The following is a 24,805-nucleotide window of genomic DNA, read 5'->3' on the forward strand; positions in this document are numbered from 1 at the left end:
GCCCCAGGTGATGTTGGTGGGATGGTTGACGATCTCGCCCGACAGATCGTGGATCACGGGGACGACTTCAAGGCTTGGCGTGATGGCTACCACCTTGTTGGCGGCCGGCAGGCAGACCCACAGGTTACCCTCGGCGTCCATGCCAACCCCGTCGGTGTAGCCGAGATCCTCCGCGGGCGGCCGCGGTTCCTCCTGCTGCAGCTTGCCCAGCACCGGGCCGTAGCGTCGGCCGGGGCCCAGGGTGGCGCCCGGCAGAACCGGGAAGGCCATGACGTCGGCGCCGGTGGTCTCGGCGCAGTAGAGGGTCTGCTCGTCCGCCGACAGCGCCATGCCGATGGGAAAATTCAGCCCCTCGCCGACGATGGAGGTCGCGCCGTTGGGGCGCACCACGAAGATGAAGCCGTCGGCGCGTCCGTCCAGGGCCTGGGGCCAGGTCTCGGCATGGGTGGAGTTGGCGCACCAGATGTTCCCGGCGCGGTCCATCACCGGATAGTTGGCGCTGGTGAGCCGCCTGCCGTCCACCTGCGCCACCAGGGTCTCATGCGCGCCTGTGGCGGGGTCGAAGCGCTGGAGAGGCCCCTCCTCCCGGTCATAGATGCCGAAGTTGGCGATCAGGATGCGACCCTCGCGGTCCATGTTGATCCCATTGGGCGCGCCGCCCTTGGGACCCAGCCGCTTGAAGGAGCCGTCGGCGAAAATCTCGGCCACCGCGCACTGGTGGTCCGAGGCGAAGACCCGGCCGTCCCTGCTCACGACGACATCCTCGGGACGGTCGATGCCGACCGCGACCTTGGTCAGGCTCGCGGGCGCGATGGGGGTCAGGGGCATGGGGTTTCCTCGGGCGTTCTTATCTTGCCCGAACTAGGCCCTGCGGCGACGCGTTCGACAAGTCGGCTTGCGGCCTCCGCCGCCGCTCGCTAACACCGGGCCAGCAAAACCGGAGCCCGACCATGGTCGCCATCTACACCATCCTCACCTTCCTCGTGGTGATCTTCGCCCTGAACCGCTTCGAGTTCGGCCGCTTCGACTGATCGATCGCGAATGGCGACGACCCCTCGCGGCGCGGCCCTGGTCACCGGGGGCGCGCGACGTATCGGCCGGGCCCTGGTCCTGGCCTGCGCACGGGCGGGCTATGACGTCGCCATCCATTGCCGGGCCGTCGATGACGACGCCCAGGCCGCCGCGGCCGATGTCCGCAGCCTGGGCCGCAAGGCCTATCTCCATCCCTGCGACCTGCGCCAGGAGGCGGCCGCCGCCCCCATGGTGGGCGACGTCGAGGCCGAGCTTGGCCCCGTCACCCTGCTGGTGAACTGCGCCTCGGTGTTCGAGGAGGACAGCCTGGCCAGCCTGAACCGGGCCTCCTGGGACGCGCACATGGAGACCAATCTGCGCGCGCCGCTGGTCCTGGCCCAGGCCTTCGCCCGCCGGCTGCCGGCCGACCGCAGCGGCCTGATCGTCAACATCCTGGACCAGAGGGTGCTGGCGCCGGGCGCGGACTTCTTTTCCTACACCCTGTCGAAGACCGCGCTGTGGACCGCCACCAAGATGCTGGCCCAGGCGCTGGCGCCGCGCATCCGGGTCAACGGCATCGGACCGGGCCCGACGCTCGCCTCCATCCACCAGGACGCGGCCGCCTTCGCCGCCGAGGTCGCCGCCACCCCGCTGGCCCACGCCGTCGATCCGGCCGAGATAGGCCAGGCCCTGGCCTATCTGATTGACGCAAGGTCGGTGACGGGCCAGATGATCGCTGTCGATTCCGGTCAGCACCTGACCTGAAGGAGCATTGCTTGGCCCTGTCGCCGATCCAGGAGATTCCCGCCGAAACTCAAGCCCAACCCGTGGCCCACGGCCGCATCGTCATGACCAAGATCTTCGTCACGGGACTGAAGATCGACGCCGAGATCGGCGTCTATTCCCACGAGAAGGGAAAGTCCCAGCCCCTCGTCGTCGACGTGGAGCTGGATGTCCCGGCCGCCGGCGCCGAGAAGCTGAGCGACACCGTCAATTACGAGATGGTCGGAGAGGCCGCGCGGTCGATCGCCGCCGAGGGCCATATCGGCCTGGTGGAGGCCTTCGCCGAGCGCCTGGCGCGCGCCTGCCTGCTCGATCCGCGGGTGACGCGGGCGCGGGTCCGGGTGGAGAAGCCCCTGGCGCTCGCCCCCCACGCCGCGGCGGCGGGCGTCGAAATCACGGTCGTCCGCGGCTAAGCCATGGCCATCTCCCACAGCGCCCGGCTCTCGCCCCTGCAGGGTGAGACCGTCTGGACGCTGGAGGACGGCGAGATCGTCGAGCGGCGGGGCAAGCGCGAGCGGCGCTACAGCCTTTCCAAGCTCAAGAGCCTGCGCAGCGCGGAAGGCGGGGCGATCCTGACCTTCGCCCGCGGGCGGCTGACCATCCCGGCGATGAGCTACAGCGCCGGCCTGCGGCCGGAGAACCGCGCGACCTCCTTCAGCGCCTTCATCGGGGCGGTGGCCGGGACCGCGGCGGTGACCACACCCGGCGCGCGGTTCCGCAACGCCGGGACGCCGCTGGCCGAACCGCTGATCTGGGCCATCGGCCTGCTGGGCGCGGGCGCCGTGGCCCTGCTGCTGTTCGCCGCCACGGCCGGCGCCTGGACGCTGGGCGTGGCGCTGGCCGCCCGCCTGGTCTTCGTCCTGATCCTGGCGGCCGGCGCCCTGCCGTGGCTGGACCGGAGCCCCGGAAAGATGGACGCGAATTAAACTGGCGCGGGCGCAAAACAGGGCCACATGATCTTCTGAGACGAGACGAAGAGGAGCCCGTCATGAGTGATCGCGTGGAAATCGGCAGTTCCGGCCTGGCCGAGGACAAGACCCTGCCGGTGGTGTCCTATGTGCTTTACCTGCTGACCTTCGCCAGCGGGTTCACCGTGTTCATCGGGCTGATCATCGCCTATGCGAACCGCGCCACGGCGGGCCCGAAGATGGAGAGCCACTACACCTTCCTGATCCGCACCTTCTGGCTGACCATCGCCTGGGCGATCATCGGGGGCCTGCTGGTCCTGTTCGGCGGGGTGTTCTCGCTGATCCTGGTGGGGGTGCCGTTCCTGATGCTCGGCTTCTTCATCTGCGGGGCGGTGGGAATCTGGTTCGCGGTCCGCTGCGTGCTGGGCCTGATGTACCTGTCGCGGGACGAGGCCTATCCCCGCCCCCTGAACTGGCTGATTTAGAGGCAGATTCCGCGCGCTTCGCCCAAGAAGCGCGCGGATCGGCGCCATCGCCTCCCCTGCGGGTTGCATCGCCTCGACGCCCGCCGCCCCGGGTCCCGAACCTTCACCGGTCGGCGCCGGGGGGGGCGAACGGCCGGGGGAATTCGTATGCTGGGTCGGATCATCGGGATGCTGCTGGGGCTGGCGCTCGGAGGCGTCGCCTACGCCATTCTCACTCCGGGCGGGCTGGAGGGGCGAATTCCCCCGATCCCGCTGGGGGCCTTCGAGACCCTGCGGATGTTCGTGGCCGCCGCCTGCGCGGGCCTGGGCGTCCTGCTGTTCATCGCCGCCCTGATGCCCAAGGGCCCGAGCGGCCCCTCCGGCGGCAAGAAGCGCCGCAAGGGCGGTCCCCCGGTCACCGTCGATTTCACCGCCGACCCGGCGCCGGCGCCCAGCCACGACCATGGCTCCACCCACGCCCGCCACGAACCGGAGGCCACCCTGGTCGCCGAGGCGCCTGAGCCGGTGGCCGAGCCGCCGGCGGCGGAGCCGGTCCCCGAACCGGAGGTCCACTCCGGCGCGCCGCCCGGGGCCCCGGGAGCCTTCGCCGAGGCCAGGCGAGCGCTCCACGACCACACCAGGGCCGAACGCTGGTCAGAAGCCGCCGACATCGTCCGGCGGCTTTCGTCGTTGGCGGGGGACGATGGCGAGCGGCGCGTCGCCGCCCAGGACGCCGGGGACTTCGCCCGCGCCCAAGGCCTGACCGACCAGGCCGCCGAGGCCTATGACGAGGCGCTGGGCCTGGCCCGCCAGATCGGCGATCCGGCGGCGCTGGCCGACGCGCTCACCAATGTCGGGGACGTGGCCTATGAGGAGCACCGGCTGGACGGGGCGGTGGAGGCCTATGAGGAGGCGCTGGCCCTGCGCCGCGGCCTCGTCGAGGCCCGGCCATCGGACGTCGGCGCCAAGCGGGCCCTGACGCTCGCCCTCGAACGCCTGGCCGACGCCCGCGAGGACCGCGGGCATCGGGTCCGCGCGCTCGATCTCTACCGGGAGAGCCTGGACATCTCCGGCGCCCTGGCCTCGGCCGACCCCGTCGCCTACGGCGAGGACCTGGCGGTCACCCGGCGCCGGCTGGCGGAGCTTGAGGCGAAGGTTTCGGTCTAGGCCGCCACCAGCTCGCGGCGGACCATGCGGGCGTAGTCGTCCATCAGGGTCAGGGACAGCTTGCCCGGGGTGAATTTGTACTCGCCGATCTCGGAGACCGGGGTCACCTCGGCGGCCGTCCCCACCACGAAGCATTCGGTGAAGGTGGAGAGCTCCTCCGGCTTGATGTGCCGCTCGACGATCTCCACGCCCTTGGAGCGGGCGAGCGCGATCACCGACTGGCGGGTGAGGCCGTTCAGGAAGCAGTCGGGGGTGGGGGTGTGGAGCACCCCGTCCTTGACGAAGAAGACGTTGGAGCCGGTGCTCTCGGCCACATAGCCACGATAGTCGAGCATCATGGCGTCGGTGTAGCCGGCCTTCTCCGCGGCGTGCTTGGAGATGGTGCAGATCATGTAGAGGCCCGTCGCCTTGGCGTGGACCGGCTCGGTCTCCGGCGAGGGACGCTTGTACTTGGCCCAGCACATGCGGATGCCCTTGGCGCGTTCCTCGGGCTTGAAGTAGCTCGGCCAGTCCCAGACGGCGATGGCCACGTGGATCTTGGTGTTCTGCGCCGAGACCCCGATCATTTCCGAGCCGCGCCAGGCGATGGGGCGCAGATAGGCGTCGGTCAGGCCGTTCTTGGCGCAGGTGTCCTTGCAGGCCTGATCGATCTCGGCCACCGTGAACGGGATTTCGAAGTCGAGGATCTCCGCCGACTTGAACAGACGCTGCGTATGCTCGGTCAGCTTGTAGATCTCCCCGCCGTACATCCGCTCGCCTTCGAACACCGCCGAGGCGTAATGGAGCCCATGGGTCAGTACGTGCACCTTCGCCTCGCGCCAGGGCGTGAACTGGCCGTCGAGCCAGATCCATCCGTCGCGGTCGTCGAAGGGAACGAGAGACATGGGAAGGAGACCTCCTATGGGGAACGCCTCCTTACAAACCCCCGCGCCTGCGACGTCAAACAAAATGGGACAGGCCGATGAGCGCCGTGGCCGATCCGAGACTGGTGCTGCGCGACGAGGAGCTGGACGCGGGCCTTGAGCTGATGATGCTGGCGGAGGCCTCGCTGTGGGCGGCGGTGGACGCCGGCCTGGAGGCCGAGGACGCGGGGCTGGGCCGCTCCCACTGGCGGGCGGCCTTCCTGCTGAAGCGCCGGCCGGGCCTGGGAGTCCAGGAGCTGGCCCACATCACCAGCCTGTCCAAGCAGGCCGCCAGCCGGGTGCTGAGCGACCTGGAGGCCAAGGGCCTGGCGGAAAAAGCCCAAGGCGAGCTGGACGGCCGCCGCCGGGCGGTGAGCCTGACGGCGGCCGGCGCGGCCTTCGAGGGCCGCATCGCCGAGCGGCTGCGCGGCCAGCTGGCGCGGGCCTATCGCACGGGCGGACTGGACGGGGTGACCGGAACGCGGCGTATCCTGGCCGCGCTCGCCGGCGGGCGCACCAAGACAGGGACTTTGGGCTGATGGCGATGACCGAGACCCAGGCCGGGGAACGCCACCTGCTGGTGGTGGACGACGACGACCGCATCCGCGAGCTCTTGAAGGAATACCTGGCCCGAGCCGGCTTCCGGGTCACCGCCGCGCCCGGCGGGGCCGCGGCGCGCAAGCTGATGGAGACGCTCGACTTCGACCTGGCGGTGTTCGACGTGATGATGCCCGGCGAGGACGGGTTCTCTCTGACCAAGTGGCTGAGGGAGCGCAAGGGGACGGCCGGGCGCACCCCGGTGCTGATGCTGACGGCCCGCGGCCTGCCGGAGGACCGGATCGAGGGGCTGAAGCTCGGGGCCGACGACTATCTGAACAAGCCCTTCGAACCCGAGGAGCTGCTGTTGCGCATCGAGGCGATCCTGCGCCGGGCCCAAGGGCGGCCGGGGTCGACCGCAAACGGGGCGATATCGCTGGGGCGCTGCAGGTTCGACCTGGAGCGCGGGGAGCTCACCTGCGACGGCGCGCCGGTGCGGCTGACCGAGGCCGAGGTGGCGCTGCTCAAGCGTCTGGCCCGCAGTCCGCACGAGCCGGTGGACCGGCTGGAGCTGGCCCGCGAGACGGTGGACCCCTCCGGCCGGGCGGTGGACGTGCAGGTCACCCGCCTGCGCCGCAAGATCGAGACCGATCCCAAGACCCCGCGCTACCTGCAGACCGTGCGCGGGGTGGGCTATCTGCTGGCGCCCGACTGATGCGCCTGCGCCTCTCGCCGGTCCGGATGCAGCGGCTGATCAAGCGCAGCCTGCCCACCACCCTGTTCGGCCGCTCCCTGCTGATCATCATCCTGCCGGTGGCCCTGATGCAGGTGGCCGTCACCTGGGTGTTCTTCGACGCCCACTGGCAGGCGGTGACCAGCCGGCTGTCGGAGGGCCTGGCCGGCGACGTGGCCTGGGCGGTGGAGAGCTATCAGGACGACCCCACCCCCGAGAGCTTCGCCCGCATCGCCGACCGGGCCGAGCGGTCGATGAGCCTGTCCCTGGCCTTCCAGACCGGCCGCACCCTGCCGGTCAGCCGCCGGCCCGCCCTGTTCGCCGTGGTGGACCGCTCCCTGGAGAAGGCCCTGGCCGGCCGGATCGACGCCCCCTTCTGGTTCGATACGACCCGCTACCCCGCCTATGTCGACATCCGGGTGCAGACCCTCCAGGGGGTGATGCGGGTGCTGGCGCCGCGGGACCGGGCCATCGCCACCCAGGGCCACATCTTCGTCCTCTGGATGACGGTGGCGACCCTGCTGCTCACCGCCATCTCCATCCTGTTCATCCGCAACCAGGTGCGCGCCATCGAGCGGCTGGCCTCGGCGGCCGACGACTTCGGGCGCGGGGTGGAGGTTCCGTTCTTCAAGCCCACGGGGGCGCGAGAGGTGCGGCAGGCGGCCCAGGCCTTCCTGGCCATGAAGGCGCGCATCCAGCGGCATCTGGACCAGCGCACCGCCCTACTGGCCTCCGTCAGCCACGACCTGCGCACCCCGCTCACCCGCCTGAAGCTGGAACTGGCGCTGGCCGAGCCCACCAAGCGGACCGGGGAGATGAAGCGCGATCTCTCCGAGATGGAGCACATGATCGACGAATACCTGGCCTTCGCCCGCGGCGAGGGGGGCGAGGGCGTGGAGAGCGTGCGGCTGCGCAGCCTGATCGAGGAGGTCAGCGAAGGCGCGGTGCGGGCCGGCGCCCAGGTCAGCGTCACCGCCGAGGCCGAACTGACCGCCAGCGTGCGGCCCAATGCGCTCAAGCGAGCGCTCTCCAACCTGGTGATGAACGCCGCCGTCCATGGGGAGCACATCGTCGTCAACGCCCAGGCCCGGACCGGCGGCGGGGTGGAGATCACGGTGGACGACGACGGGCCGGGCATTCCCGAGAACCGCTACGAGGAGGCCTTCAAGGCCTTCAGCCGCCTGGACGAGGCCCGCAACCAGAACGACAAGGGGGTGGGCCTGGGCCTGGCCATCGCCCGCGACGTCGCCCGCGGCCATGGCGGGGACGTGACCCTGGCCCGCTCGCCGATGGGTGGGCTTCGCGCCATCGTCAGACTGCCAGGATAGAGTCTTGGGTTCAGAGCGCTGTTCAGCCTCCGTTCAGGCGGTCATGGTTCAGCTGGGAAATACGGAGACACCGCCATGAAGCTCGCCCATCTCGCCTCCGCCGCAGCGCTTTGCCTGCTGACCGCCACCGCCGCCCAGGCCGCCGACCCGGTGATGGGGGACTGGCTGACCCAGGGCGGTTCGGCCAAGGTCCGCGTCGCCCCCTGCGCGGCCGACGCTGGCAAGGCCTGCGGGACCATCGTCTGGATGAAGAACCCCAAGGACAAGGCCGGAGGTCCGCAGAAGGACGCCAACAATCCCGACCCGGCCCAGCGGGCCCGCACGGTGCTGGGCCTGCAGCTGATCCGCGACTTCAAGCCGGCCGGGCCCGGCAGGTGGGCCGGCGGCAAGATCTACGACCCCGGCAGCGGCAAGACCTACGGCTCCAAGCTCAGCGCCATGCCCAATGGCGCCCTGAAGGTGGAGGGCTGCATCGGCCCGATCTGCCAGGCCCAGACCTGGACGCGCTAGATCACGTTCGTATTCTAGTTTTTTGCTTGGAGCGGGATGCGGGCGGAAAACCGGTTCCCACTTTTCCTCATCCCACTCAGAAGTAGTCGCTCAGCACGAGGGTCTTGGTCGAGCCGTCGGCGAGGGTCACCCCGATCTTCGTTCCCGCCGGCAGGATCTTCAGGGACTGGATCTGCTCCTGGCTGAGCGGCTTGCCGTTGAAGGCCGCCAGGTTGTCGCCGGTCTTGAAGCCGGCGGCCTCGGCGGGCGAGCCAGGCGCCACCATCAGCACCTTGGCCACCGCGCCATCCATGCGGGCCACGAAGCCCGAGCGGTCCTTCGGGAAGGGCGTGTCGGCGGCGTGGGCGACGGGCTTCAGCCACAGGCGGTCGTGGGCGTAGTCGGTGTAGAGGTGGAAACGGCTGAGCACCGGCAGGCCGATATTGCCCAGGGTCCGGGCGCTGTCGACCGAGGAGCCGTCACTGCCCGGGAAGGTGGCCGGCACGTCGTGGAAGGTGACGCCCCCGAAGGTGATGGCCTTGACGGTGGCCACGTCACGGGTCCTCACGCCCCCCACCGCGCCCGAGAGGGTCTTGGACACCTTCCGGCCGTCGGTGAGCAGGCCGGTGCGAGCCACATAGTCGGAAAAGACGATCAGCGGCGATCCATTGCCGATGTCGAAGTCCATCAGCACGGGTGGCTTGCCTTCGATGGAGACCGGTACGGCCCGCAGGCCGCCAGAAGGGGAGGCCGCGACCGGGACGGCGCCCGCCGGAGGGCGGAAGCCGGAGGGTTCGTGGAAGGCGATGGTGCGGCCCTCGAAGTCCAGGTCCACCACCAGCTCGTTCATGACCTCCTTGCCCAGGATCACCGGGATCGGCCGGCCGATCAGCTTCTCGATGGGGCCCATGTCGATCAGGGCCACGGTGAGGTTCTTCAGCACCACCCCGCCAAGGTCGATATCGACGCCCCCGGCCAGCTCCGCGGCCTCGCCACCGCCGGTGCCCGAGGCCCAGACCGCAGCGCCGGGCTTGATTCCGGCCTTTTCCGCCCAGGCCTTGTCCAGCACCGAGGCCTCGGCGCCGGAGTCCAGCAGGACGTGGGTCTCGATTCCCTGCACCTTGGCCGGGATGTAGATGCGCGAGCCGAGATAGAACTCGAAGCCCAGCGCCTGGCTGACCTTGGCCGCGCCGGTGAACGCGTACAGGCGCTTGGCCGCCGGGCGCTTCCAGACGGCGGCGGCGGCGCGTCGACCGACCTCCACGGCGCGGAAGTCCATGGTCACCGGCTGGGGATCGTCCTGGGTCTGGCGAATCTCCCGGAAGGGCATGCGCACCGCGTCCACCATCCGCCAGTCGGCGTAGCGGGTCAGGGTCGTGGCCTTGTTCTCGGTCACCCGGGCGGCGCCCAGCGCCCCGGTGGCGGGATCGATCAGCAGATCGTATCTATCGGGGCCCTCGAAGCTGAGCCGGACCACCGCGTAGGTCACCCCGTCCAGGGTCTCGGCGGGCGCGAGGGTCACGCGCGCGCCGTCGGCGCCGCGCAGAACATCATCGAAGGCCAGGGCGGCGCGGCGGCGCGCGGCGGCGATCTCCTGCGGCGGCAGGGCCTCCACCTGGCCACTGAGGGTCACGGTCCAGGAGTCACCCGGGCTGACGCTCTCGTCGGTGCGCAGCACGCCCAGCGCGGCGGCTTCGCGGGTGCGGTCCGGCGAGATCCAGCGCTCCACCGGGCCGGAATAGGCGCCGTAGGTCGCCTGGCCCACCATATGGACGGTGGTGGCCTTCTCGAAGGCGGCCCCGCCGCGCCAGGCGACGTAGCGGTCGATGACCGGGTCGGCCGGAGCGGCCCGGGCGGCGCCGGTCAGCATGATCGCGGCGGCGCCGGCCAGCAGCATGGCTTTCATCTGAAACTCCCCTCTTGAGCGGCCAGATACGCGGGCTCCCAGGGTTTGGGTCCAGTGAAACTTTGGACAGGCTTAGAGCGTGACAGCCTGAAGTGAATCCCGGTTCAGACGCCCGTCACGCTCCAAACATAAGAGGGCGAGCCCGTTCATCCGTTTCAGATGAGTCCCTCTGAAACCGACAGGCTCTAGGCGCCTAGCTCCCTGGACCGCCGCACGGCCGCGGCCACCGCATCGCGCAGCAGGGGCGTGAGGCCGCCCTCCCCCATCAAGACCTCCAGGGCCGCCTGGGTGGTGCCGCCGGGCGAGGTGACCTGGCGGCGAAGTTCGGCCGGCTCCTCACCGCTCTCCGCCAACAGGGCCGCGGCGCCGGCGATGGTGGACCGGGCCAGGCGCTGGGCGGCCTCCAAGGGCAGACCCGCCGCCGCGCCGCCGGCCTCGAGGGCCTCGATGAACGCATAGAGATAGGCCGGGGCCGAACCCGACACGGCGGTGGCCGCGTGCATCAGCTCCTCGTCGTCGAGGTCCACCACCGTGCCCACGGGACCGAACAGGGCGTGCGCCCGGGCGCGCGCCTGGGCCTCGGCGGCGTAGATGCTGGTGGTCCCCTGGCCGATGGCCACCGCCGTGGTGGGCATGACCCGAGCGACCTTGCGGCCGAAGGCGGCGGCGATGTCGGCCGAGCGCACCCCGGCGGCGACGGAGACGATCACGGCGTCGGGATGGAGCAGGCCGGCCACCTCGGCGGCGGTCTCGCACCAGAGCTGCGGCTTGACCGACAGCAGCACGGTCCGGGCCTGCGCCAGGGCGGCGTCCGGCGGATTGAGCCGCGCCCCCTCGCGGGCCACGGCGTGGGCCAGCTCGGTCGGGTGGGGATCGCGCAGGATCAGGTCGGCCGGGGAAAAGGCCTCGGCCTTGCGCCAGCCCTGGATCAGGGCGCCGCCCATGCGGCCCGCGCCCAGGATCAGAATGGGGGTCATGTCGCTCTCCAGGCGTCAGGGAGGGCGCACCCTAGGCGATGACGCGGGCCAAGTCAGCTTGGCGCAAGGAGTCGGATTTGCGCACTAGGCGCGCCGGGCGGCGGTTGCTACGAAGACATGCTCCAAGGTTACAAAGAACCTCGCCAGCATGAACAACCTTCGTTCCCCGCCCCAATCCTGTGTAGCGAGCGGATCACTACCTGTGGGTGTTGTCCTGCGTGAGCTTCAGTATCATGCAGACGATCGCGGCAATCTGTCGGAAATCTACCGTCAGGAATGGCATTCCGATATTCGGTTGTCCCAGTGGAATGTTTCCCATTGCGTGAATAATTCCCTCCGCGGCGTTCACCTGCACTTGAAGCACACCGACTACCTGGTGGTGCTGTCGGGACGGTTCGTCTTCGGTCTGCGTGACCTCCGCCGCGACAGCGAGAGCTTCGGGCGGACCGCCATGCTGGACCTCACCGGCGGCGCCCTGCTGATCCCGCCGGGGGTCGCCCACGGATTCCACTGCGTCGCCGAGGGGACCCTGGTCTATGGCCTGAGCCACAGCTGGGACCTTGAGGACGACCTGGCGTGCCGCTGGGACGATCCCGACCACGGCCTGGTCTTCCCGGCGACGGACCCGATCCTGTCGGCGCGGGACCGGGACGCCGGCGGCTTTGACGACCTGCTGACCCGGTTCGAGGAAATGCCGAGGTGAGGATCGGGCTGGTGGGCTGCGGCTACTGGGGCCGCAACATCCTGCGCGACCTGAGGACCCTGGGCTGCGAGGTCGATGTCGCCGAGCCGGGCGGCGCCTATCCCATCGAGGGCGCGCGCACCGTGGTGAGCGGGCTCAAGGCCCTGGATCCCGGCCTCGACGGCTATGTGGTGGCCACGCCCTCCCCGACCCATGCGCAGGTGATCCTCGCCCTGGCCCCGCGGGGGCGGCCGATCTTCTGCGAGAAGCCGCTGACCACCGACGCCGCCGCCGCCCAGGGCCTGGCCGAGACCCTGGGCGACCGGCTCTTCGTCATGCACAAGTGGGCCTATCATGGCGGGGTCCAGGCCCTGGCGGCCCTGGCCCGCAGCGGCGAGCTGGGGCCGGCGCAGGGGGTGTTCACGCGGCGCCTGCAATGGGGCAAGCCGGCCGCGGGGGCCGATGCTGTCTGGGAACTGGCGATCCACGACCTGACCATCATCCAGGCCATCCTGGGGGAGCTGCCGCCGGTGGCCGCGGCCCGGGCGGTGCTGCGGGGCGACCAGATGGAGGGGATCGTGGCCACCCTGGGCGACGCGCCCTTCGCCCACCTCGAGGTGGGCGCCTGCTGGCCGGGGACCGAGCGCAAGGTCCGGGTGATGTTCCGCGACGGCCTGGCCATGCTGGACGATCCCCTGGCCGACCACATCGGCCTGGTCCGCGGCGGGGCGCCGGCCGGGGAACGGCGCGACCCGGAGACCCTGGAACGCCGGCCTATCGACACCGAGTGGCCGCTGATCAAGGAACTGCGGACCTTCGTCGCGCACCTGAAGGGCGGCCCGCCGCCGCCCACCGACGCCCGGGCCGGGGCGGCGGTGGTCGCGGCCCTGCAGGCCCTGCGCGAGGCGGCGCTGGCCGCGCGATGACGCCCCGCTTCACCATCCTGCTGCCCGTCCACCGCCCGCCGGTCCTGCTGCCCTACGCCGTGGAGACGGTGTTGGGGCAGTCGGAGACCGACTGGGAGCTGTTCATCATCTGCGACGGGGCGCCCGAGGCCACCGTCCAGGCGGCGCGGGCCTTCGCGGCCGCCGATCCCCGCATCACCGCCTGCGTCTTCGACAAGGGCGAACGGCTCGGGGAAGGCCATCGGCACGAGGTGCTGAAGGCGGCGCGGGGGGAGTTCGTCTGCCAGATCGCCGACGACGACCTGTGGCTGCGCCATCACCTGCGGGAGATCGCCGCCCTGCTGGCGACCGCGGAGTTCGGAAACCTCACCGCCATCCAGGTCCATCCCGACCGCCCCTGGACCCACGCGGCCTATCGGCTGGGGGAGCCGGCGGTGCGCGAACGCATGCGGCGCGAGAGGTTCAACTTCTTCGGGCCCAGCGACGCCGGCTACCGGTTGTCGACCTACCGGCGGCTGCCGGAGGGCTGGGCGCCGGCCCCGCCGGACCTCTGGACCGACCTGCACATGTGGCGGAAATTCCTGGCCCTCGATCCCATCGCCGCCGACTCGCGGATGACCATCCAGACGATCCACATGGCCGACGCCCTGAGGGGCGGCATGGACCTGGCCGCGCGGGAGGCCGAGACCCTCAAATGGATCGAACGCGTCCGCCGCGGCCTGCGCTTCCACCTGACGATCGAGGAGGGCCCCGAGGGGCCGCGCATCACCGACGGCAGACTGGCCTACGACGAGGTTTAGGCCTCGCCGACCGTGTCGAACATGCAGGCGGCGATGGCCTCGGCGGGCGACTTGCCGCCGTGGGCCATGAAGTCGAAGGCCGGGTAGAAGCGGTCGGCGCCTTCCATGGCCACGTCGATCATGGCCGCGGCCTGGGCGAGCGTCGGGCGCTCGCCGGTCATCAGGGCCATGGCGTGGCGGAAGACGATCTCGCCGTCGTCCCAGACCTCGAAGTGGCCGAGCCAGACGCGCTGGTTGACCGTCGAGACCAACTCGAAGGCCGCGGCGCGTTGTTCCGGCCGGACCTGGATATCCACCGACAGGCAGAGCTGCAGGCAGTCGGCCTCCGGCCGCCAGGCGAACCAGAGCTCGTAGTCCTTCCAGTCACCGGCCAGGGTGAAGGCCAGGTCGCCCTCTTCGGTGCGGTCGAACTGGAGGTTCTCGGCTTGCAGAACATGCTCAACGACATCGAGCGGGTCGTGGGCGAGCAGGACGTCTTCGTCAGACAGAGGCGTGTCCATAAGACCCGTGGTCCTTTCGCGTACGGCGACCGGAGGAGCGAGCGCGCCCCGAATCGCCTGCGATCTTGAAACTAATCTGGTTCGCGGGCGCCCTGTCACCGGCTTCTTCCGGCGGGCGAGCCACATTCGTGTGTTCCGGTCGATTTGCCGCAGATCAGGCCTTCTTCGCGGCCTTCTTCGGCGCGCCCGCGCCCTTCAGCGTGGCGATCTCCGCGCGCAGGGCGACGATCTCCGCCTTCAGGGCGTCGAACTCGTCGCGCCGGATCAGGTCGAGCTCGGCGACGATGCGGTCGGCCTGGGCTCGGAACGCGGCCTTGGCCTCTTCGCCGGCGCTCTGGGCGAGGCCCATGGCGGCTCCGGTCAGCTTGGCCATCTCGTCGAGGAAGGGGTTCTGGGTCTGCATGCCTCCTTATATGGGATCGGAGGGGATGAAAGCCACGGGGTTTCCGTCTAAACCGCGAGGACATCTTTTCGGAGCGCCCTGGCCTTGCCCTTCCCGGACATCGACCCCGTCCTGATACAAATCGGCCCCTTCGCCATCCGCTGGTACGCCCTGGCCTATGTGGCCGGCATCCTGATCGGCTGGCGCTACATCACCGGCCTGACCAAGACCGAGCGCCTGTGGCCCCTGCGCGGGGCGCCTGCGAGCCCCGCCCAGATCGACGACCTGATCCTGTGGCTGACCCTGGGGATCATCGTCGGCGGCCGTCTGGGCCACGTCCTCTTCTACACCCCGTCCATGATCACCGAAGAGCCGCTGGAGGTGTTCAAGACCTGGAAGGGTGGGATGAGCTTCCACGGCGGGGTGCTGGGCGTGCTGGTGGCGTCCCTGCTGTTCGCGCGGGTCAACAAGGTCGACGTCTTCCGCCTGGGCGACGTGATCACCGCCGCCGCGCCGATCGGCCTGTTCTTCGGACGCATCGCCAACTTCATCAATGGCGAGCTCTGGGGACGGCCCACCGACGTCCCATGGGCTGTGGTCTTCCCCGGCGCCGGGGTCATGCCCCGGCACCCGAGCCAGATCTATGAGGCCCTGCTGGAGGGCCTGCTGCTGTTCGTCATCCTGCGGATCGCCACCCATCGCGGCAAGCTGCTGAACCGGCGCGGCGTCGTGGCGGGCCTGTTCTTCCTCGGCTACGCGATCTGCCGGATCGCGCTGGAGAATGTTCGCGAGCCGGACGTCGGCATGCCCGAATTCCCTTTCGGCCTGACCATGGGGATGATGCTGTCGATCCCGATGGCCCTGGGAGGCGCCTGGCTGATCTGGCGCGGGATGAGCGAGCCCCTGCCCGAGCCCGAAATCGGTCTCGAGGCGCAGGTCGAAGAGGTCGTGGAGGGCGAACCGCCGGAGCGCGACCCGTTCAAGATCGAAGCCGATGGGCCTGCGTGACCGGCTGATCGCCCAGGTCCGCGAGAGCGGGCCGATGAGCGTGGCCCAGTACATGACCGCCTGCCTGCACGATCCGCGGGACGGCTACTACGCCACGCGGCCGGCCCTGGGGGCGGACGGCGATTTCATCACCGCCCCCCTGGTCAGCCAGATGTTCGGCGAGCTGATCGGCCTGTGGGCGGTGGCCTGCTGGGAACGGCTGGGCCGGCCCTCGCCGGTCTATCTGGTGGAGATGGGCCCGGGCGACGGGACCCTGATGGACGACATGCTGCGGGCCGCGCGCCTGGCGCCGGCCTTCGGCGCCGCGGCGGAGGTCTGGCTGGTGGAGACCTCGCAGCCCCTGGCGGCCCGACAGAAGGCGCTGCTGGGGGACGGGGTGCGGTGGGCGTCCTCCCTCGGCGAGATCCCGGCCGGCGCGCCGATGCTGCTGATCGCCAACGAACTGCTGGACTGCCTGCCGCCACGCCAGTTCGTTCGCGCCCCCAGGGGCTGGGCCGAGCGGATGGTGGGGCTGAACGACGCCGGCGACCTGGCCTTCGGCCTCTCCGCCGCGCCCCTGGGCGCCACCCTGCCCGAGGCGCCGGTGGGATCGGTGGTGGAGCATTCCCCGGCCCAGGAAGCCCTGGGATCGGAGATCGGGGCGCGGATCGCCGCCGACGGCGGGGCGGCCCTGCTGATCGACTATGGCCGCGACGCGCCGGGCTTCGGCGACACCCTCCAGGCCCTGCGCCGGCACGTGAAGGAAGATCCCCTGGCGAGCCCCGGCGAGGCCGACCTGACGGCGCATGCCGACTTTCCCGCCGTCCTGGCCGCCGCCGCGCGCGAAGGGGCGGCCACCGCGCCGATCCTGACCCAGGGCGAGTTCCTGGTGCGGCTGGGGATCGGGGCGCGGGCCGAGGCCCTGACCGCCGCGCGGCCCGACCGCAGCGAGACGATCGAGCGGCAGCTGGAGCGGCTGGTGTCGCCCGATCAGATGGGTGAGCTGTTCAAGGCCGCCTGCATCCATAGTCCGGGCCTAGTCCCGCCCGGCTTCGAGTCCTGACATGAACGTGCTGACCTCGCCCCTGCTGGACCTGCCCGGCGTCCGCCACGGCTTCTTCACCCGCAGGGGCGGGGTCTCCACCGGCATCTATGAGAGCCTGAACGTCGGACGCGGCTCGGCCGACGAACCCGCCGACGTGGCGGAGAACCGGCGCCGGGCCGCCGGGCATTTCGGCTTGCCGGTCACAGCCCTCTCCACCTGCTACCAGATCCACTCAGCCACGGCCCTGACGGCCGACCGGCCTTGGGGCGACGAGCGGCCACAGGGAGACTCGGTGGTCACCGCCTCGCCCGGGGTGCTGTGCGGGGCGCTGGCCGCCGACTGCGCGCCCATCCTGATCGCCGACCCCGAGGCCCGCGTGGTGGCCGCCGCCCACGCCGGCTGGAGGGGCGCCCTCACCGGGATCGCCGAGGCGACCGTCGCGGCCATGACGGGCCAGGGCGCCGAGCCGTCGCGGATGGTCGCGGTGGTGGGCCCCTGCATAGGTCAGGCCTCCTACGAGGTCGGCGTGGAGTTCCTGGCCGCCTTCACGGCCATGGACGCCGCCCACGAGCGGTTCTTCGCCCGCGGCGACACGCCGGAGAAGCGGATGTTCGACCTGCCGGGCTTCGTCGTCTCGCGCCTCAAGGCCGCCGGGGTGGGGACGGCGGAGTGGATCGGGCGCGACACCTGCGCCGAGGAAGACCAGTTCTTTTCCAACCGCCGCGCCTTCAAACGCGGGGAATCCGACTTCGGGCGCCTGCTCTCGGCCATAAGCCTCGATTGAATCGCCGCCGGGCCTTGCCGCTGGCGGTCCGCCTGATACAAGCCCGCGCATCTGGCGAGGCATTGCGGGGATTTTGATGAAGCTGCTGGCTGGCAACTCCAATCGAACGCTTGCCGAGGCCGTCGCCTCCCATCTCGACCTGCCGTTGACCAAGGCCCAGGTGAAGCGGTTCGCCGACAATGAGGTCTGGGTGACCATCGACGAGAACGTCCGCGGCGAGGACGTCTTCGTGCTGCAGTCCACCAGCTACCCGACCAACGACAACCTGATGGAGCTGCTGATCTGCATCGATGCGCTGAGACGCGCCTCGGCCAAGCGGATTACCGCGGTCATGCCCTATTTCGGCTACGCCCGGCAGGACCGGAAGACCGGCGGCCGCACGCCGATCTCCGCCAAGCTGGTCTCCAACCTGATCGAGCGGGCCGGCGCCGACCGGGTGCTGACCATGGATCTGCACTCCGGCCAGATCCAGGGCTTCTTCGACATTCCCACCGACAACCTGCTCTCGGCGCCGTTGCTGGCCAACGACATCAAGGAAAACTACGAAAAGACCAACGAGCTGATGATCGTCTCCCCCGACGTGGGCGGGGTGGTCCGGGCGCTCGCCGTCGCCAGCCGTCTGAACGCCGAACTCGCCATCGTCGACAAGCGCCGCTCGGGTCCGGGCAAGAGCGAGGTGGCCAACATCATCGGCGACGTCTCGGGACGCCGCTGCATCCTGTTCGACGACATCATCGATGGCGGCGGCACCCTGTGCAACGCCGCCCAGGCCCTGGTGGACGGCGGGGCCACCGAGGTCTCGGCCTATGTCACCCATGGGGTGCTGTCGGGCGCGGCCATCGACCGGGTCAACGCCTCGATCCTCAAGGAGCTGGTGATGACCGACTCCATCGCCGCCCCCGACCGCGCCAGCGACAAGTCCAAGCTGCGTTACGTGAGCTGCGACAAGCTGCTGGGCGAGGCCATCCGCCGCATCGCCAACGAAGAGTCGGTGTCGAAGCTCTTCGACTGACGGTTGTCGTCGGGCTTCAACAGCTTCCCGGCACGCGAATTGCTTTGAGACTCTGGCGAAGGCCAAGCTTGGTTAAGCGCCGTTAAGGATACGCGGTCACATTCTCGCCCGCGCATCTGTGTTAGTCTCGCGTGCTCGTATTTCTGGGGAAGCTTCAGGATGACCTCTGCCCTTCGCGTGTCCGGCACGCTGGCCGCTCTGGCGTTCGCGGCCCTGCTGTCGGCCTGTTCGCAGCCTGCGCCCCCGCCCCCGGCCCCCCCGCCGCCCGCGGTGAGCCTGTCGCCCAAGCTCATCGAGCAGGCGGCCGCCTATCGCTATTACATGAGCCACGTCAGCGCGATCACGCCGGACTTCGCCGACGGCGACAGCATCGCCAAGGCCGTGGCCGTGGGCGCCTCCTATGAGCCCAAGCAGCTGCAGCGCGGGGCCACGGCCTACGCCGCCGTCGTCGCCCTGCAGGACCCCGCCTTCCTGGCCGGCGTCCGCACCTACGCCGTCAACGCCGACCAGCGCCGCGAAGTGGTGGCCGCGATCCTGAAGGACCCGGCCTATGTGGTGGCCATCTCGGGTTCGGCCAGCGCCGCGGGCCTGGTGAAGGCCGCGCTCGGCAACGAGGGCCAGCAGCTCTATGACGCCGGCAAGGCGGTCAAGCAGTCGGCCTACGACATCCAGAAGCAGAAGTGGTCGAAGTCTGACGTCCTCAACCGCGAGCTGCGCCTGTCCCAGGCCAAGACTCTCTCGGCGACCCCGGTGGTGGGCGACCTCAACGAGACCGCCCGCCTGCAGCAGGTCGCCCTCGGCGCCGCGCCGCTGGGCCTCACCGCCGAGCCGGCGACCCCGCCCTACAGCCCCATCGTGATCCGCGGCCTGGCCGTGGCGGCCCTGGCCGCCCTGGGCGAAGGCGGCGACGCCAATGTCGACACCCTGATGGCGGTGATGGCTGAGTCCAACATCGCCTTCTGCATGAACATGGCCAAGCTGAACCTCTACCAGTGCCTGGCGGTCTCCAAGCCGCACTACGAGGACGTCTTCTGCCTGGGCCAGCACATCATGATGGACACCGGGCGGTGCGTGATTAAGGCGTCAGGGAACACTGAGCCCTACGAGGCGAAGTTCATTCCGAAGATCAGGGTCGCCGAGGGCGACACGGGCTACAAGGTCACTCCGGCGAAGACGCCGATCAAGGCCGCCACCAAGAAGCGCTAAATCATCTCGTCCCGCCCGTTGCCACGGGCGGGCGATTTGTGTATTTACGCCCACCTTTCGACCCCAGGAGGGTCGTCCGTCGCCGCGCGGGACTTTCGCGCGGCGGTTTCGTTTTGAGGCAAGGCCATGGCCGATATCATTCTGAATGTTGAAGTGCGCGATCGTACGGGCACGGGTGGCGCGCGTGAAACCCGCCGTGCGGGCATGGTCCCCGGCGTGCTTTACGGCGGCGCCAAGGATCCAGTCGCCATCGCGGTGAAGGCCAACGAGTTCCGCAAGGCGCTCCACACGGGCAAGCTGCTGGGCCACCTGGTGACCCTGAAGTACGGCGACGAGACCCAACCGGTCATCGCCAAGGCCGTCGACATGCACCCCGTCAACGACGAGCCGGTCCACTTCGACCTGTACCGCGTCGACGAGCACCAGCTCATCAAGATCAACGTGCCGGTGCACTTCAAGAATCACGAGGCCTCTCCGGGCCTCAAGAAGGGCGGCACGCTCAATATCGTGCGTCACGACGTCGAGCTGGCCTGCCCCGCCGACCACATCCCCGAAGAACTGATCTTCGACCTCACCGGTCTGGAGATCGGCGACACCATCCGCATGTCGGCCTTCACCCTGCCGGAAGGCGTCAAGCCGGGCGCCAATCGCGACTTCGTGGTCGCCACCCTGGCCGGTTCGTCCGCCTCGGCCTCGGCTGACGCCGCCACCGACGACGCCGCCGCCGCCGCGGCCACCACCACCGTCTAGGTCGGACGGCCCCTTCGGGGGCCGGACCGCGCCGCCTCTCCTGCGGAGGGGCGGCCGCCCCGGTGACGCTCAGGAGGGCCCATGCTGATCCTCGCGGGCCAAGGCAATCCCGGCGCCCAATACGCCAAGAACCGCCACAACATCGGCTTCATCGCCGTGGACGAGATCGCCAAGCGCTGGCGGTTCGGACCCGAGCGCTCCAAGTTCTCCGGCCTCGCCCGCGAGGGCGAGATCGACACGCCGGCCGGGCCGGTCAAGGCCCTGATCCTCAAGCCCCAGACCTTCTACAACGAGAGCGGCCGCTCGGTGGCCGCGGCCATGAAGTTCTACAAGGCGACCCCGGCCGACGTGGTGCTGTTCTATGACGAGATCGACCTGGCCCCCGGCCGCTTCCGGATGAAGACCGGCGGCGGGGCGGCGGGCAACAACGGGGTCCGCTCGGTCACCGCCCATATCGGCGCCGACTTCCGCCGCGCCCGGCTGGGCGTCGGCCATCCCGGACACCCCGAGAAGGTCCAGGGCCACGTGCTCTCGGACTTCCACAAGGTGGAGCACCCCTGGGTCATCGACCTGCTGAAGGCCGTCGCCGAGGCCGCCCCCCTGCTGGCCGCCGGCGAGGACGACAAGTACCAGACCGAGGTCCTGCGCCTGGCCCCCGCCGACAAGGGCGACACCCGTCAGGCCCGCAGCCGCGGCGACGAGTGACTGGAATTGGTTTGGGGGCGGCAGACGTGCTAGGTCGCGGCCTCGTTTAGGAAATCGGACTCCCCATGGCCCTGAAAGTCGCGATCGTCGGCCTGCCCAACGTCGGCAAATCGACCCTGTTCAACGCGCTGACCCAGACCGCGTCGGCCCAGGCGGCCAACTATCCCTTCTGCACCATCGAGCCCAACACCGGCGACGTGGCGGTGCCCGAGCCGCGCCTTGACGCCCTGGCCGCCGTCATCCCGTCCAAGGAGATCATCCCCGCGCGGATCAACTTCGTGGACATCGCCGGCCTGGTGCGTGGCGCGTCCAAGGGGGAAGGCCTGGGCAACCAGTTTCTGGCCAATATCCGCGATTGCGACGCCGTGGCCTTCGTCGCCCGCTGCTTCATCGACGACGACATCACCCACGTGGAGGGCAAGGTCGATCCGCTCTCCGACCTGGAGACCATCGAGACCGAACTGATGCTCGCCGACCTGGAGAGCCTGGAGAAGCGGGTCAACAACCTGGAGAAGCGGGCCAAGGCCGGCGACAAGGAAAGCGCTACGACCCTGCGCCTGGTGCAGCTGGCCCTGACCGAACTGAACGCCGGCCGCCCGGCCCGCAAGGCCGTGGTTCCGGCCGAGGACGAGAAGGCCTGGCGCATGCTGCAGCTGCTGACCTCCAAGCCCGCCCTCTATGTCTCCAATGTCGATGAGGGCTCGGCCGCCGACGGCAACGATATGTCCAGGCTGGTGGCCGAGCGCGCCGCCCGCGACGGCGCCGACCACGTGGCCATCTCCGCCCAGATCGAGAGCGAGATCGCCATGCTGGACGCCGATGAGCGCGCCGAATTCCTGGAGACCCTGGGCCTCAGCGAGCCTGGCCTGAACAAGCTGATCCGCGAGGCCTATCACCTGCTGGGCCTGCAGACCTACTTCACCGTCGGCCCCAAGGAAGCCCGCGCCTGGACGATCCACAAGGGCGACACCGCCCCGCAGGCGGCCGGCGTGATCCACACCGACTTCGAGAAGGGCTTCATCCGCGCCGAGACCATCGCCTATGAGGACTATGTCGGCCTCAAGGGCGAAGCCGGGGCCCGCGAGGCCGGGAAATTCCGCCAGGAAGGCAAGGAATACGTCGTCCGCGACGGCGACGTGCTGAACTTCCGCTTCAACGTCTGAGGCGGGCGCTCGGGGGCGATCCCGGCCCTAGCTGAGAATCTCCAGGCCGTGCTTCTGGACAATGGTCAACAGTTTGAGCGCCGCGCCGCTGGGCCTTTTCGCGCCGGTCTCCCACTTCTCCACCGTGCTTTCGCTGGTGTTGAGATAGCGGGCGAAGACCGGCTGGCTGACATGGCAACTCTCGCGCAACCGCTTGATCTGCGCGGGCTCGATCATCGGTGGAGCGGTGAGGCAGGTCGCATCGAAGTCCCGCATCGTCATCTTGTCGATTGTGCCAGCCAGATGCATCCCGGAGACCGCGTCGTGGATCGCCTCAAAGGCGTCGCTCTTAAACTTGCGCTTGGTCGTCATGACAGATCTCCACAATCGCCTCGGCCTTTAGCTCCATGTCGATCTCCACCTCCGTCTTCGCGGCGTAGAGCCCGGCCAGCTTGCGGAAGGCCTGCAATTCATCATCGTCGATATTCGCCCGGTCCTTCTTCGCGAAGAGATAGGCGTAAACCCAATATCTTCGGCCCTTGGCCAGGATGATGCTGCGGCTTCGGTTCTTGTCGAGGCGCTTCTTGAACACCCCTCCACCCAGGTCATCGGCCTGGCCCGCCATCGCCGCCCGCACCGCCGCGCAGAGTTCACCGTCCTCGATCCGCGCCTTCCTGGCGGCCTTGGTGAACCAAGCCGTCCTGAAGACCCGCGCGCCTTCCGCGATCTCGGCCATGGGAGACATGTAGCACTCGGTACTACCGTTTTCAACGGGTCGATATTCTCCCTGCGCCCTGGACATCCCCGCCCACCGGCCTATCTCAGACGACAAAATCGGGAGGGACGAGATGGGCGACTATTCCAAGCTTAGGGGGGCCGACGGCTTCGAGTTCGCGGTCTATCGCGCCGCGCCCAAGGGCGAGCGCAAGGGCGGGGTGGTGGTGATCCAGGAGATCTTCGGGATCGACGAACACATCGCCCGCGACGTCGACCGCTGGGCCGACCTCGGCTACGAGGCCATAGCCCCTTCCCTCTACGACCGCCGTGAGCCGGGCTTCACCGCCGGCCACGATCCGGCCGGGCTGACGGCGGGGGTCACCCATGCCCGCGCCACCCCGCTCGATCAGGCGCTCTCCGACGTCGACGCCTGCCGCGCGGCCCTGGCGGGCGCCGGCAAGGTGTTCGTGGTGGGCTATTGCTATGGCGGGTCGCTCACCTGGCTGGCCGCCTGCCAGCTGGACGGCTTCGCGGCCGGCTCCAGCTATTATGGCAGCCTGGTCCAGGCCAACGCCGACAAGACCCCCAGGTGCCCGGTCATCCTGCATCTGGGCCGCAAGGACGCCGGCATCCCCGCCGACGACGTCAAGGCCGCCGTCCAGGCGCACAATCCCGGCGTGGCGGTCTACATCTACGAGGACGCCGGCCACGGGTTCAACAACGAGGACCCCGAGCGGCTGAACCAGGCCAGCGCCGATCTCGCCCGCCAGCGCACCCTCGACCTCTTCGCGGGCGCCTGAGCGCCGTGGGCGAGACCATCCGCCTGAAGAGCGGCTTCGACGGCTTCGAGCTGGCCGCCTATCACGCGCCGGTTTCCGACGCGCGGCGGGGGGGGCTGGTGCTGATCCAGGAGATCTTCGGGGTCACCGACCACATCCGCGAACTGGCCGACGGTTTCGCCGAAGACGGCTACGAAGTGATCGCGCCCAGCTTCTACGACCGCATCGAGCCGGGCTTCGAGGCTGACTATAGCCCAGACGCCATCGCCAAGGGGGTCAGGTACTCCACCGAGACCCCCTGGGACCAGGTGGCCGGCGACCTCCAGGCGGCCATCGACGCGCTCTCGCCCGCAGTCTTCGTCACCGGCTTCTGCTGGGGCGGGGCGGCGACCTGGCTGGCGGCCTGCCGCTGCACCGGCATCTCGGCGGCCTCGGCCTTCTATGGCCGCCGCATCAGCGAGCTGGTGGACGAGACGCCCAAGGTCCCCACCATCGCGCACTTCGGCCGTCACGACGCCTCCATCCCGATGGAGAAGGTCGAGGAGATTCGAGAGGCCCACCCCGACGTGCCCGTCCACGTCTATGACGCGGGCCATGGCTTCGTCTCCGACCGCCGCGCCGACTATCACCCCGACGCCGCCCGCCTGGCCCGCCTGCGCACCCTGCAGCTGTTCATGAACAACGGCGGCGGGCGCGGAGAGATGTAGGGATTCTATTCCTCGATCCGCTTGCGGGCCTCGGGGTCGCGTTCCAGCCAGCGGACCAGGACCGACTGTGCCGCCAGGATGCCGATGCCGGCGGCGTAGCCCGCGAAGACGGCGGTGGGATAGCGCCCGCCCGTGGCCACCGCGGCCACCTGCCAGTAGATGAAGCCGGCCGCGGCGATCAGCAGCCCGACCCCGGTCAGCACCGAGACCGCGGTCTGGCCGAAGCCCGCCACGAAACTCATCCAGACATAGCGGGCCAGCCCCCGCCTCAGCGGCAGGATCAGCAGTGGCAGGGCGAAGCTGGCCAGGGCCGCGCCGGCCGGCCAGACCAGGGCGTGGCGGGCGATGAGCGCGCCCCCGCCCGGCAGGACGCTGAAGGCGTGGATCACGGCCCCGGCATAGATCAGGGCCGAGGCGGCGACGGCCACGTCCTGCATGCGCCGAAAATCGCGCCAGGCCTTGGTGAAGGCCATCTAGCGCCCCGGCGCCGTGACGGG

At 69.7% G+C, this 24,805-nt stretch carries 30 protein-coding genes and 1 pseudogene; 22 read left to right on the forward strand and 9 right to left on the reverse strand.

Annotation, left to right across the window (positions count from 1 at the left end; translation table 11 throughout):
- The coding region (locus tag Q7T09_RS18040; protein WP_304701585.1) for an SMP-30/gluconolactonase/LRE family protein at positions 1-828 on the reverse strand (828 nt) is incomplete at its 3' end.
- Positions 829-1,041: 213 nt separating this feature from the next.
- Here Q7T09_RS18040 and Q7T09_RS18045 point away from each other — a divergent pair.
- The 5 genes from Q7T09_RS18045 (at position 1,042) to Q7T09_RS18065 (ending at position 4,333) form a co-directional block, all read left to right on the forward strand.
- Entirely contained in the window at positions 1,042-1,776 is a 735-nt protein-coding gene (locus Q7T09_RS18045) for an SDR family oxidoreductase (protein ID WP_304701586.1), read from the forward strand.
- 11 nt (positions 1,777-1,787) lie between these two features.
- Positions 1,788-2,207, forward strand: a complete 420-nt coding sequence (gene folB / locus Q7T09_RS18050; RefSeq protein WP_370689282.1) for a dihydroneopterin aldolase — start codon at positions 1,788-1,790, stop codon at positions 2,205-2,207.
- Between the two features lie 3 nt (positions 2,208-2,210).
- Entirely contained in the window at positions 2,211-2,720 is a 510-nt protein-coding gene (locus Q7T09_RS18055; protein ID WP_304701587.1) for a hypothetical protein, read from the forward strand.
- Between the two features lie 62 nt (positions 2,721-2,782).
- Positions 2,783-3,187, forward strand: coding sequence for a hypothetical protein (locus Q7T09_RS18060; RefSeq protein ID WP_304701588.1), 405 nt, complete (start codon positions 2,783-2,785; stop codon positions 3,185-3,187).
- A gap of 147 nt (positions 3,188-3,334) precedes the next feature.
- On the forward strand, positions 3,335-4,333 hold the full coding sequence (locus Q7T09_RS18065; RefSeq protein WP_304701589.1) for a lipopolysaccharide assembly protein LapB: 999 nt from the start codon (positions 3,335-3,337) through the stop codon (positions 4,331-4,333).
- Here the strand turns inward: Q7T09_RS18065 and Q7T09_RS18070 are convergent.
- On the reverse strand, positions 4,330-5,217 hold the full coding sequence (locus Q7T09_RS18070; RefSeq protein ID WP_304701590.1) for a branched-chain amino acid aminotransferase: 888 nt from the start codon (positions 5,215-5,217) through the stop codon (positions 4,330-4,332). The genes Q7T09_RS18065 and Q7T09_RS18070 overlap by 4 nt on opposite strands.
- Positions 5,218-5,294: 77 nt before the next feature.
- Here Q7T09_RS18070 and Q7T09_RS18075 point away from each other — a divergent pair, with 77 nt between their 5' ends.
- The 4 genes from Q7T09_RS18075 (at position 5,295) to Q7T09_RS18090 (ending at position 8,343) form a co-directional block, all read left to right on the forward strand.
- Positions 5,295-5,774 carry a MarR family winged helix-turn-helix transcriptional regulator gene (locus Q7T09_RS18075; protein WP_304701591.1) on the forward strand — a complete coding sequence of 160 codons (480 nt, stop codon included), beginning with the start codon at positions 5,295-5,297 and terminating at the stop codon, positions 5,772-5,774.
- 5 nt (positions 5,775-5,779) lie between these two features.
- Positions 5,780-6,487 (forward strand): response regulator, encoded by a 708-nt coding sequence (locus Q7T09_RS18080; protein WP_304701633.1) that lies wholly within the window; start codon positions 5,780-5,782, stop codon positions 6,485-6,487.
- A complete protein-coding gene (locus Q7T09_RS18085; protein ID WP_304701592.1) occupies positions 6,487-7,833 on the forward strand; it encodes an ATP-binding protein in 1,347 nt (448 codons plus the stop codon). The genes Q7T09_RS18080 and Q7T09_RS18085 overlap by 1 nt, the downstream gene beginning before the upstream one ends.
- Before the next feature lie 75 nt (positions 7,834-7,908).
- A complete protein-coding gene (locus Q7T09_RS18090; protein WP_304701593.1) occupies positions 7,909-8,343 on the forward strand; it encodes a DUF2147 domain-containing protein in 435 nt (144 codons plus the stop codon).
- 76 nt (positions 8,344-8,419) lie between these two features.
- On the opposite strand, the gene Q7T09_RS18095 is transcribed toward Q7T09_RS18090, so the two are convergent.
- Together Q7T09_RS18095 and proC are read right to left on the reverse strand one after the other, a co-directional pair.
- The gene (locus Q7T09_RS18095; protein WP_304701594.1) at positions 8,420-10,228 is read right to left on the reverse strand and encodes a pepsin/retropepsin-like aspartic protease family protein; all 1,809 of its coding nucleotides are present in this window, start codon (positions 10,226-10,228) and stop codon (positions 8,420-8,422) included.
- A gap of 185 nt (positions 10,229-10,413) precedes the next feature.
- Positions 10,414-11,205, reverse strand: coding sequence for a pyrroline-5-carboxylate reductase (gene proC / locus Q7T09_RS18100; protein WP_304701595.1), 792 nt, complete (start codon positions 11,203-11,205; stop codon positions 10,414-10,416).
- Positions 11,206-11,353: 148 nt separating this feature from the next.
- On the opposite strand from proC, the gene Q7T09_RS18105 reads away from it, so the two are divergent.
- From Q7T09_RS18105 to Q7T09_RS18115, 3 genes are read left to right on the forward strand one after another with little or no spacing between them, the layout of a single operon-like run.
- Positions 11,354-11,908, forward strand: a complete 555-nt coding sequence (locus tag Q7T09_RS18105) for a dTDP-4-dehydrorhamnose 3,5-epimerase family protein (protein WP_304701596.1) — start codon at positions 11,354-11,356, stop codon at positions 11,906-11,908.
- Positions 11,905-12,813 (forward strand): Gfo/Idh/MocA family protein, encoded by a 909-nt coding sequence (locus tag Q7T09_RS18110; RefSeq protein ID WP_304701597.1) that lies wholly within the window; start codon positions 11,905-11,907, stop codon positions 12,811-12,813. The genes Q7T09_RS18105 and Q7T09_RS18110 overlap by 4 nt, the downstream gene beginning before the upstream one ends.
- The gene (locus Q7T09_RS18115) at positions 12,810-13,592 is read left to right on the forward strand and encodes a glycosyltransferase family 2 protein (protein WP_304701598.1); all 783 of its coding nucleotides are present in this window, start codon (positions 12,810-12,812) and stop codon (positions 13,590-13,592) included. Before Q7T09_RS18110 ends, Q7T09_RS18115 begins: the two co-directional genes overlap by 4 nt.
- On the opposite strand, the gene Q7T09_RS18120 is transcribed toward Q7T09_RS18115, so the two are convergent.
- Together Q7T09_RS18120 and Q7T09_RS18125 are read right to left on the reverse strand one after the other, a co-directional pair.
- A complete protein-coding gene (locus Q7T09_RS18120; RefSeq protein ID WP_304701599.1) occupies positions 13,589-14,092 on the reverse strand; it encodes a YbjN domain-containing protein in 504 nt (167 codons plus the stop codon). The two genes, Q7T09_RS18115 and Q7T09_RS18120, sit on opposite strands and share 4 nt — an antisense overlap.
- 154 nt (positions 14,093-14,246) lie before the next feature.
- The gene (locus tag Q7T09_RS18125) at positions 14,247-14,495 is read right to left on the reverse strand and encodes an accessory factor UbiK family protein (RefSeq protein ID WP_304701600.1); all 249 of its coding nucleotides are present in this window, start codon (positions 14,493-14,495) and stop codon (positions 14,247-14,249) included.
- 84 nt (positions 14,496-14,579) lie between these two features.
- Here Q7T09_RS18125 and lgt point away from each other — a divergent pair.
- The 8 genes and pseudogenes from lgt to ychF form a co-directional block, all read left to right on the forward strand.
- Positions 14,580-15,380, forward strand: a pseudogene (lgt, locus tag Q7T09_RS18130) (prolipoprotein diacylglyceryl transferase); the annotation flags it as partial.
- A gap of 88 nt (positions 15,381-15,468) precedes the next feature.
- Complete coding sequence (locus tag Q7T09_RS18135) at positions 15,469-16,524, forward strand: class I SAM-dependent methyltransferase (RefSeq protein WP_304701601.1); 1,056 nt, start codon at positions 15,469-15,471, stop codon at positions 16,522-16,524.
- 1 nt (position 16,525) lies between these two features.
- The gene (pgeF, locus tag Q7T09_RS18140) at positions 16,526-17,290 is read left to right on the forward strand and encodes a peptidoglycan editing factor PgeF (RefSeq protein ID WP_304701602.1); all 765 of its coding nucleotides are present in this window, start codon (positions 16,526-16,528) and stop codon (positions 17,288-17,290) included.
- A 76-nt stretch (positions 17,291-17,366) separates the two neighbouring features.
- Positions 17,367-18,302: a ribose-phosphate pyrophosphokinase gene (locus tag Q7T09_RS18145; RefSeq protein WP_304701603.1), complete on the forward strand. Its 936-nt coding sequence runs from the start codon at positions 17,367-17,369 to the stop codon at positions 18,300-18,302.
- Between the two features lie 159 nt (positions 18,303-18,461).
- Positions 18,462-19,508, forward strand: coding sequence for a hypothetical protein (locus tag Q7T09_RS18150; protein ID WP_304701604.1), 1,047 nt, complete (start codon positions 18,462-18,464; stop codon positions 19,506-19,508).
- A 126-nt stretch (positions 19,509-19,634) separates the two neighbouring features.
- On the forward strand, positions 19,635-20,258 hold the full coding sequence (locus Q7T09_RS18155; protein WP_304701605.1) for a 50S ribosomal protein L25/general stress protein Ctc: 624 nt from the start codon (positions 19,635-19,637) through the stop codon (positions 20,256-20,258).
- An 81-nt stretch (positions 20,259-20,339) separates the two neighbouring features.
- On the forward strand, positions 20,340-20,963 hold the full coding sequence (gene pth / locus Q7T09_RS18160; RefSeq protein ID WP_304701606.1) for an aminoacyl-tRNA hydrolase: 624 nt from the start codon (positions 20,340-20,342) through the stop codon (positions 20,961-20,963).
- A 65-nt stretch (positions 20,964-21,028) separates the two neighbouring features.
- Entirely contained in the window at positions 21,029-22,126 is a 1,098-nt protein-coding gene (gene ychF / locus Q7T09_RS18165; RefSeq protein ID WP_304701607.1) for a redox-regulated ATPase YchF, read from the forward strand.
- A 27-nt stretch (positions 22,127-22,153) separates the two neighbouring features.
- On the opposite strand, the gene Q7T09_RS18170 is transcribed toward ychF, so the two are convergent.
- Positions 22,154-22,477: a DNA-binding transcriptional regulator gene (locus Q7T09_RS18170; RefSeq protein WP_304701608.1), complete on the reverse strand. Its 324-nt coding sequence runs from the start codon at positions 22,475-22,477 to the stop codon at positions 22,154-22,156.
- The gene (locus Q7T09_RS18175) at positions 22,455-22,841 is read right to left on the reverse strand and encodes a type II toxin-antitoxin system RelE/ParE family toxin (RefSeq protein ID WP_304701609.1); all 387 of its coding nucleotides are present in this window, start codon (positions 22,839-22,841) and stop codon (positions 22,455-22,457) included. The genes Q7T09_RS18170 and Q7T09_RS18175 overlap by 23 nt, the downstream gene beginning before the upstream one ends.
- A 112-nt stretch (positions 22,842-22,953) precedes the next feature.
- Between Q7T09_RS18175 and Q7T09_RS18180 the strand changes: the two genes are divergently transcribed.
- Together Q7T09_RS18180 and Q7T09_RS18185 are read left to right on the forward strand one after the other, a co-directional pair.
- A complete protein-coding gene (locus Q7T09_RS18180) occupies positions 22,954-23,622 on the forward strand; it encodes a dienelactone hydrolase family protein (RefSeq protein ID WP_304701610.1) in 669 nt (222 codons plus the stop codon).
- A gap of 5 nt (positions 23,623-23,627) precedes the next feature.
- Entirely contained in the window at positions 23,628-24,308 is a 681-nt protein-coding gene (locus tag Q7T09_RS18185; protein WP_304701611.1) for a dienelactone hydrolase family protein, read from the forward strand.
- A gap of 5 nt (positions 24,309-24,313) precedes the next feature.
- Here the strand turns inward: Q7T09_RS18185 and Q7T09_RS18190 are convergent, their stop codons facing one another.
- Positions 24,314-24,781 carry a hypothetical protein gene (locus Q7T09_RS18190; RefSeq protein ID WP_304701612.1) on the reverse strand — a complete coding sequence of 156 codons (468 nt, stop codon included), beginning with the start codon at positions 24,779-24,781 and terminating at the stop codon, positions 24,314-24,316.
- Positions 24,782-24,805 lie beyond the last annotated feature (24 nt).

The organism is Phenylobacterium sp. (genome assembly GCF_030645195.1).
Taxonomy (GTDB): Bacteria; Pseudomonadota; Alphaproteobacteria; order Caulobacterales; family Caulobacteraceae; genus Phenylobacterium.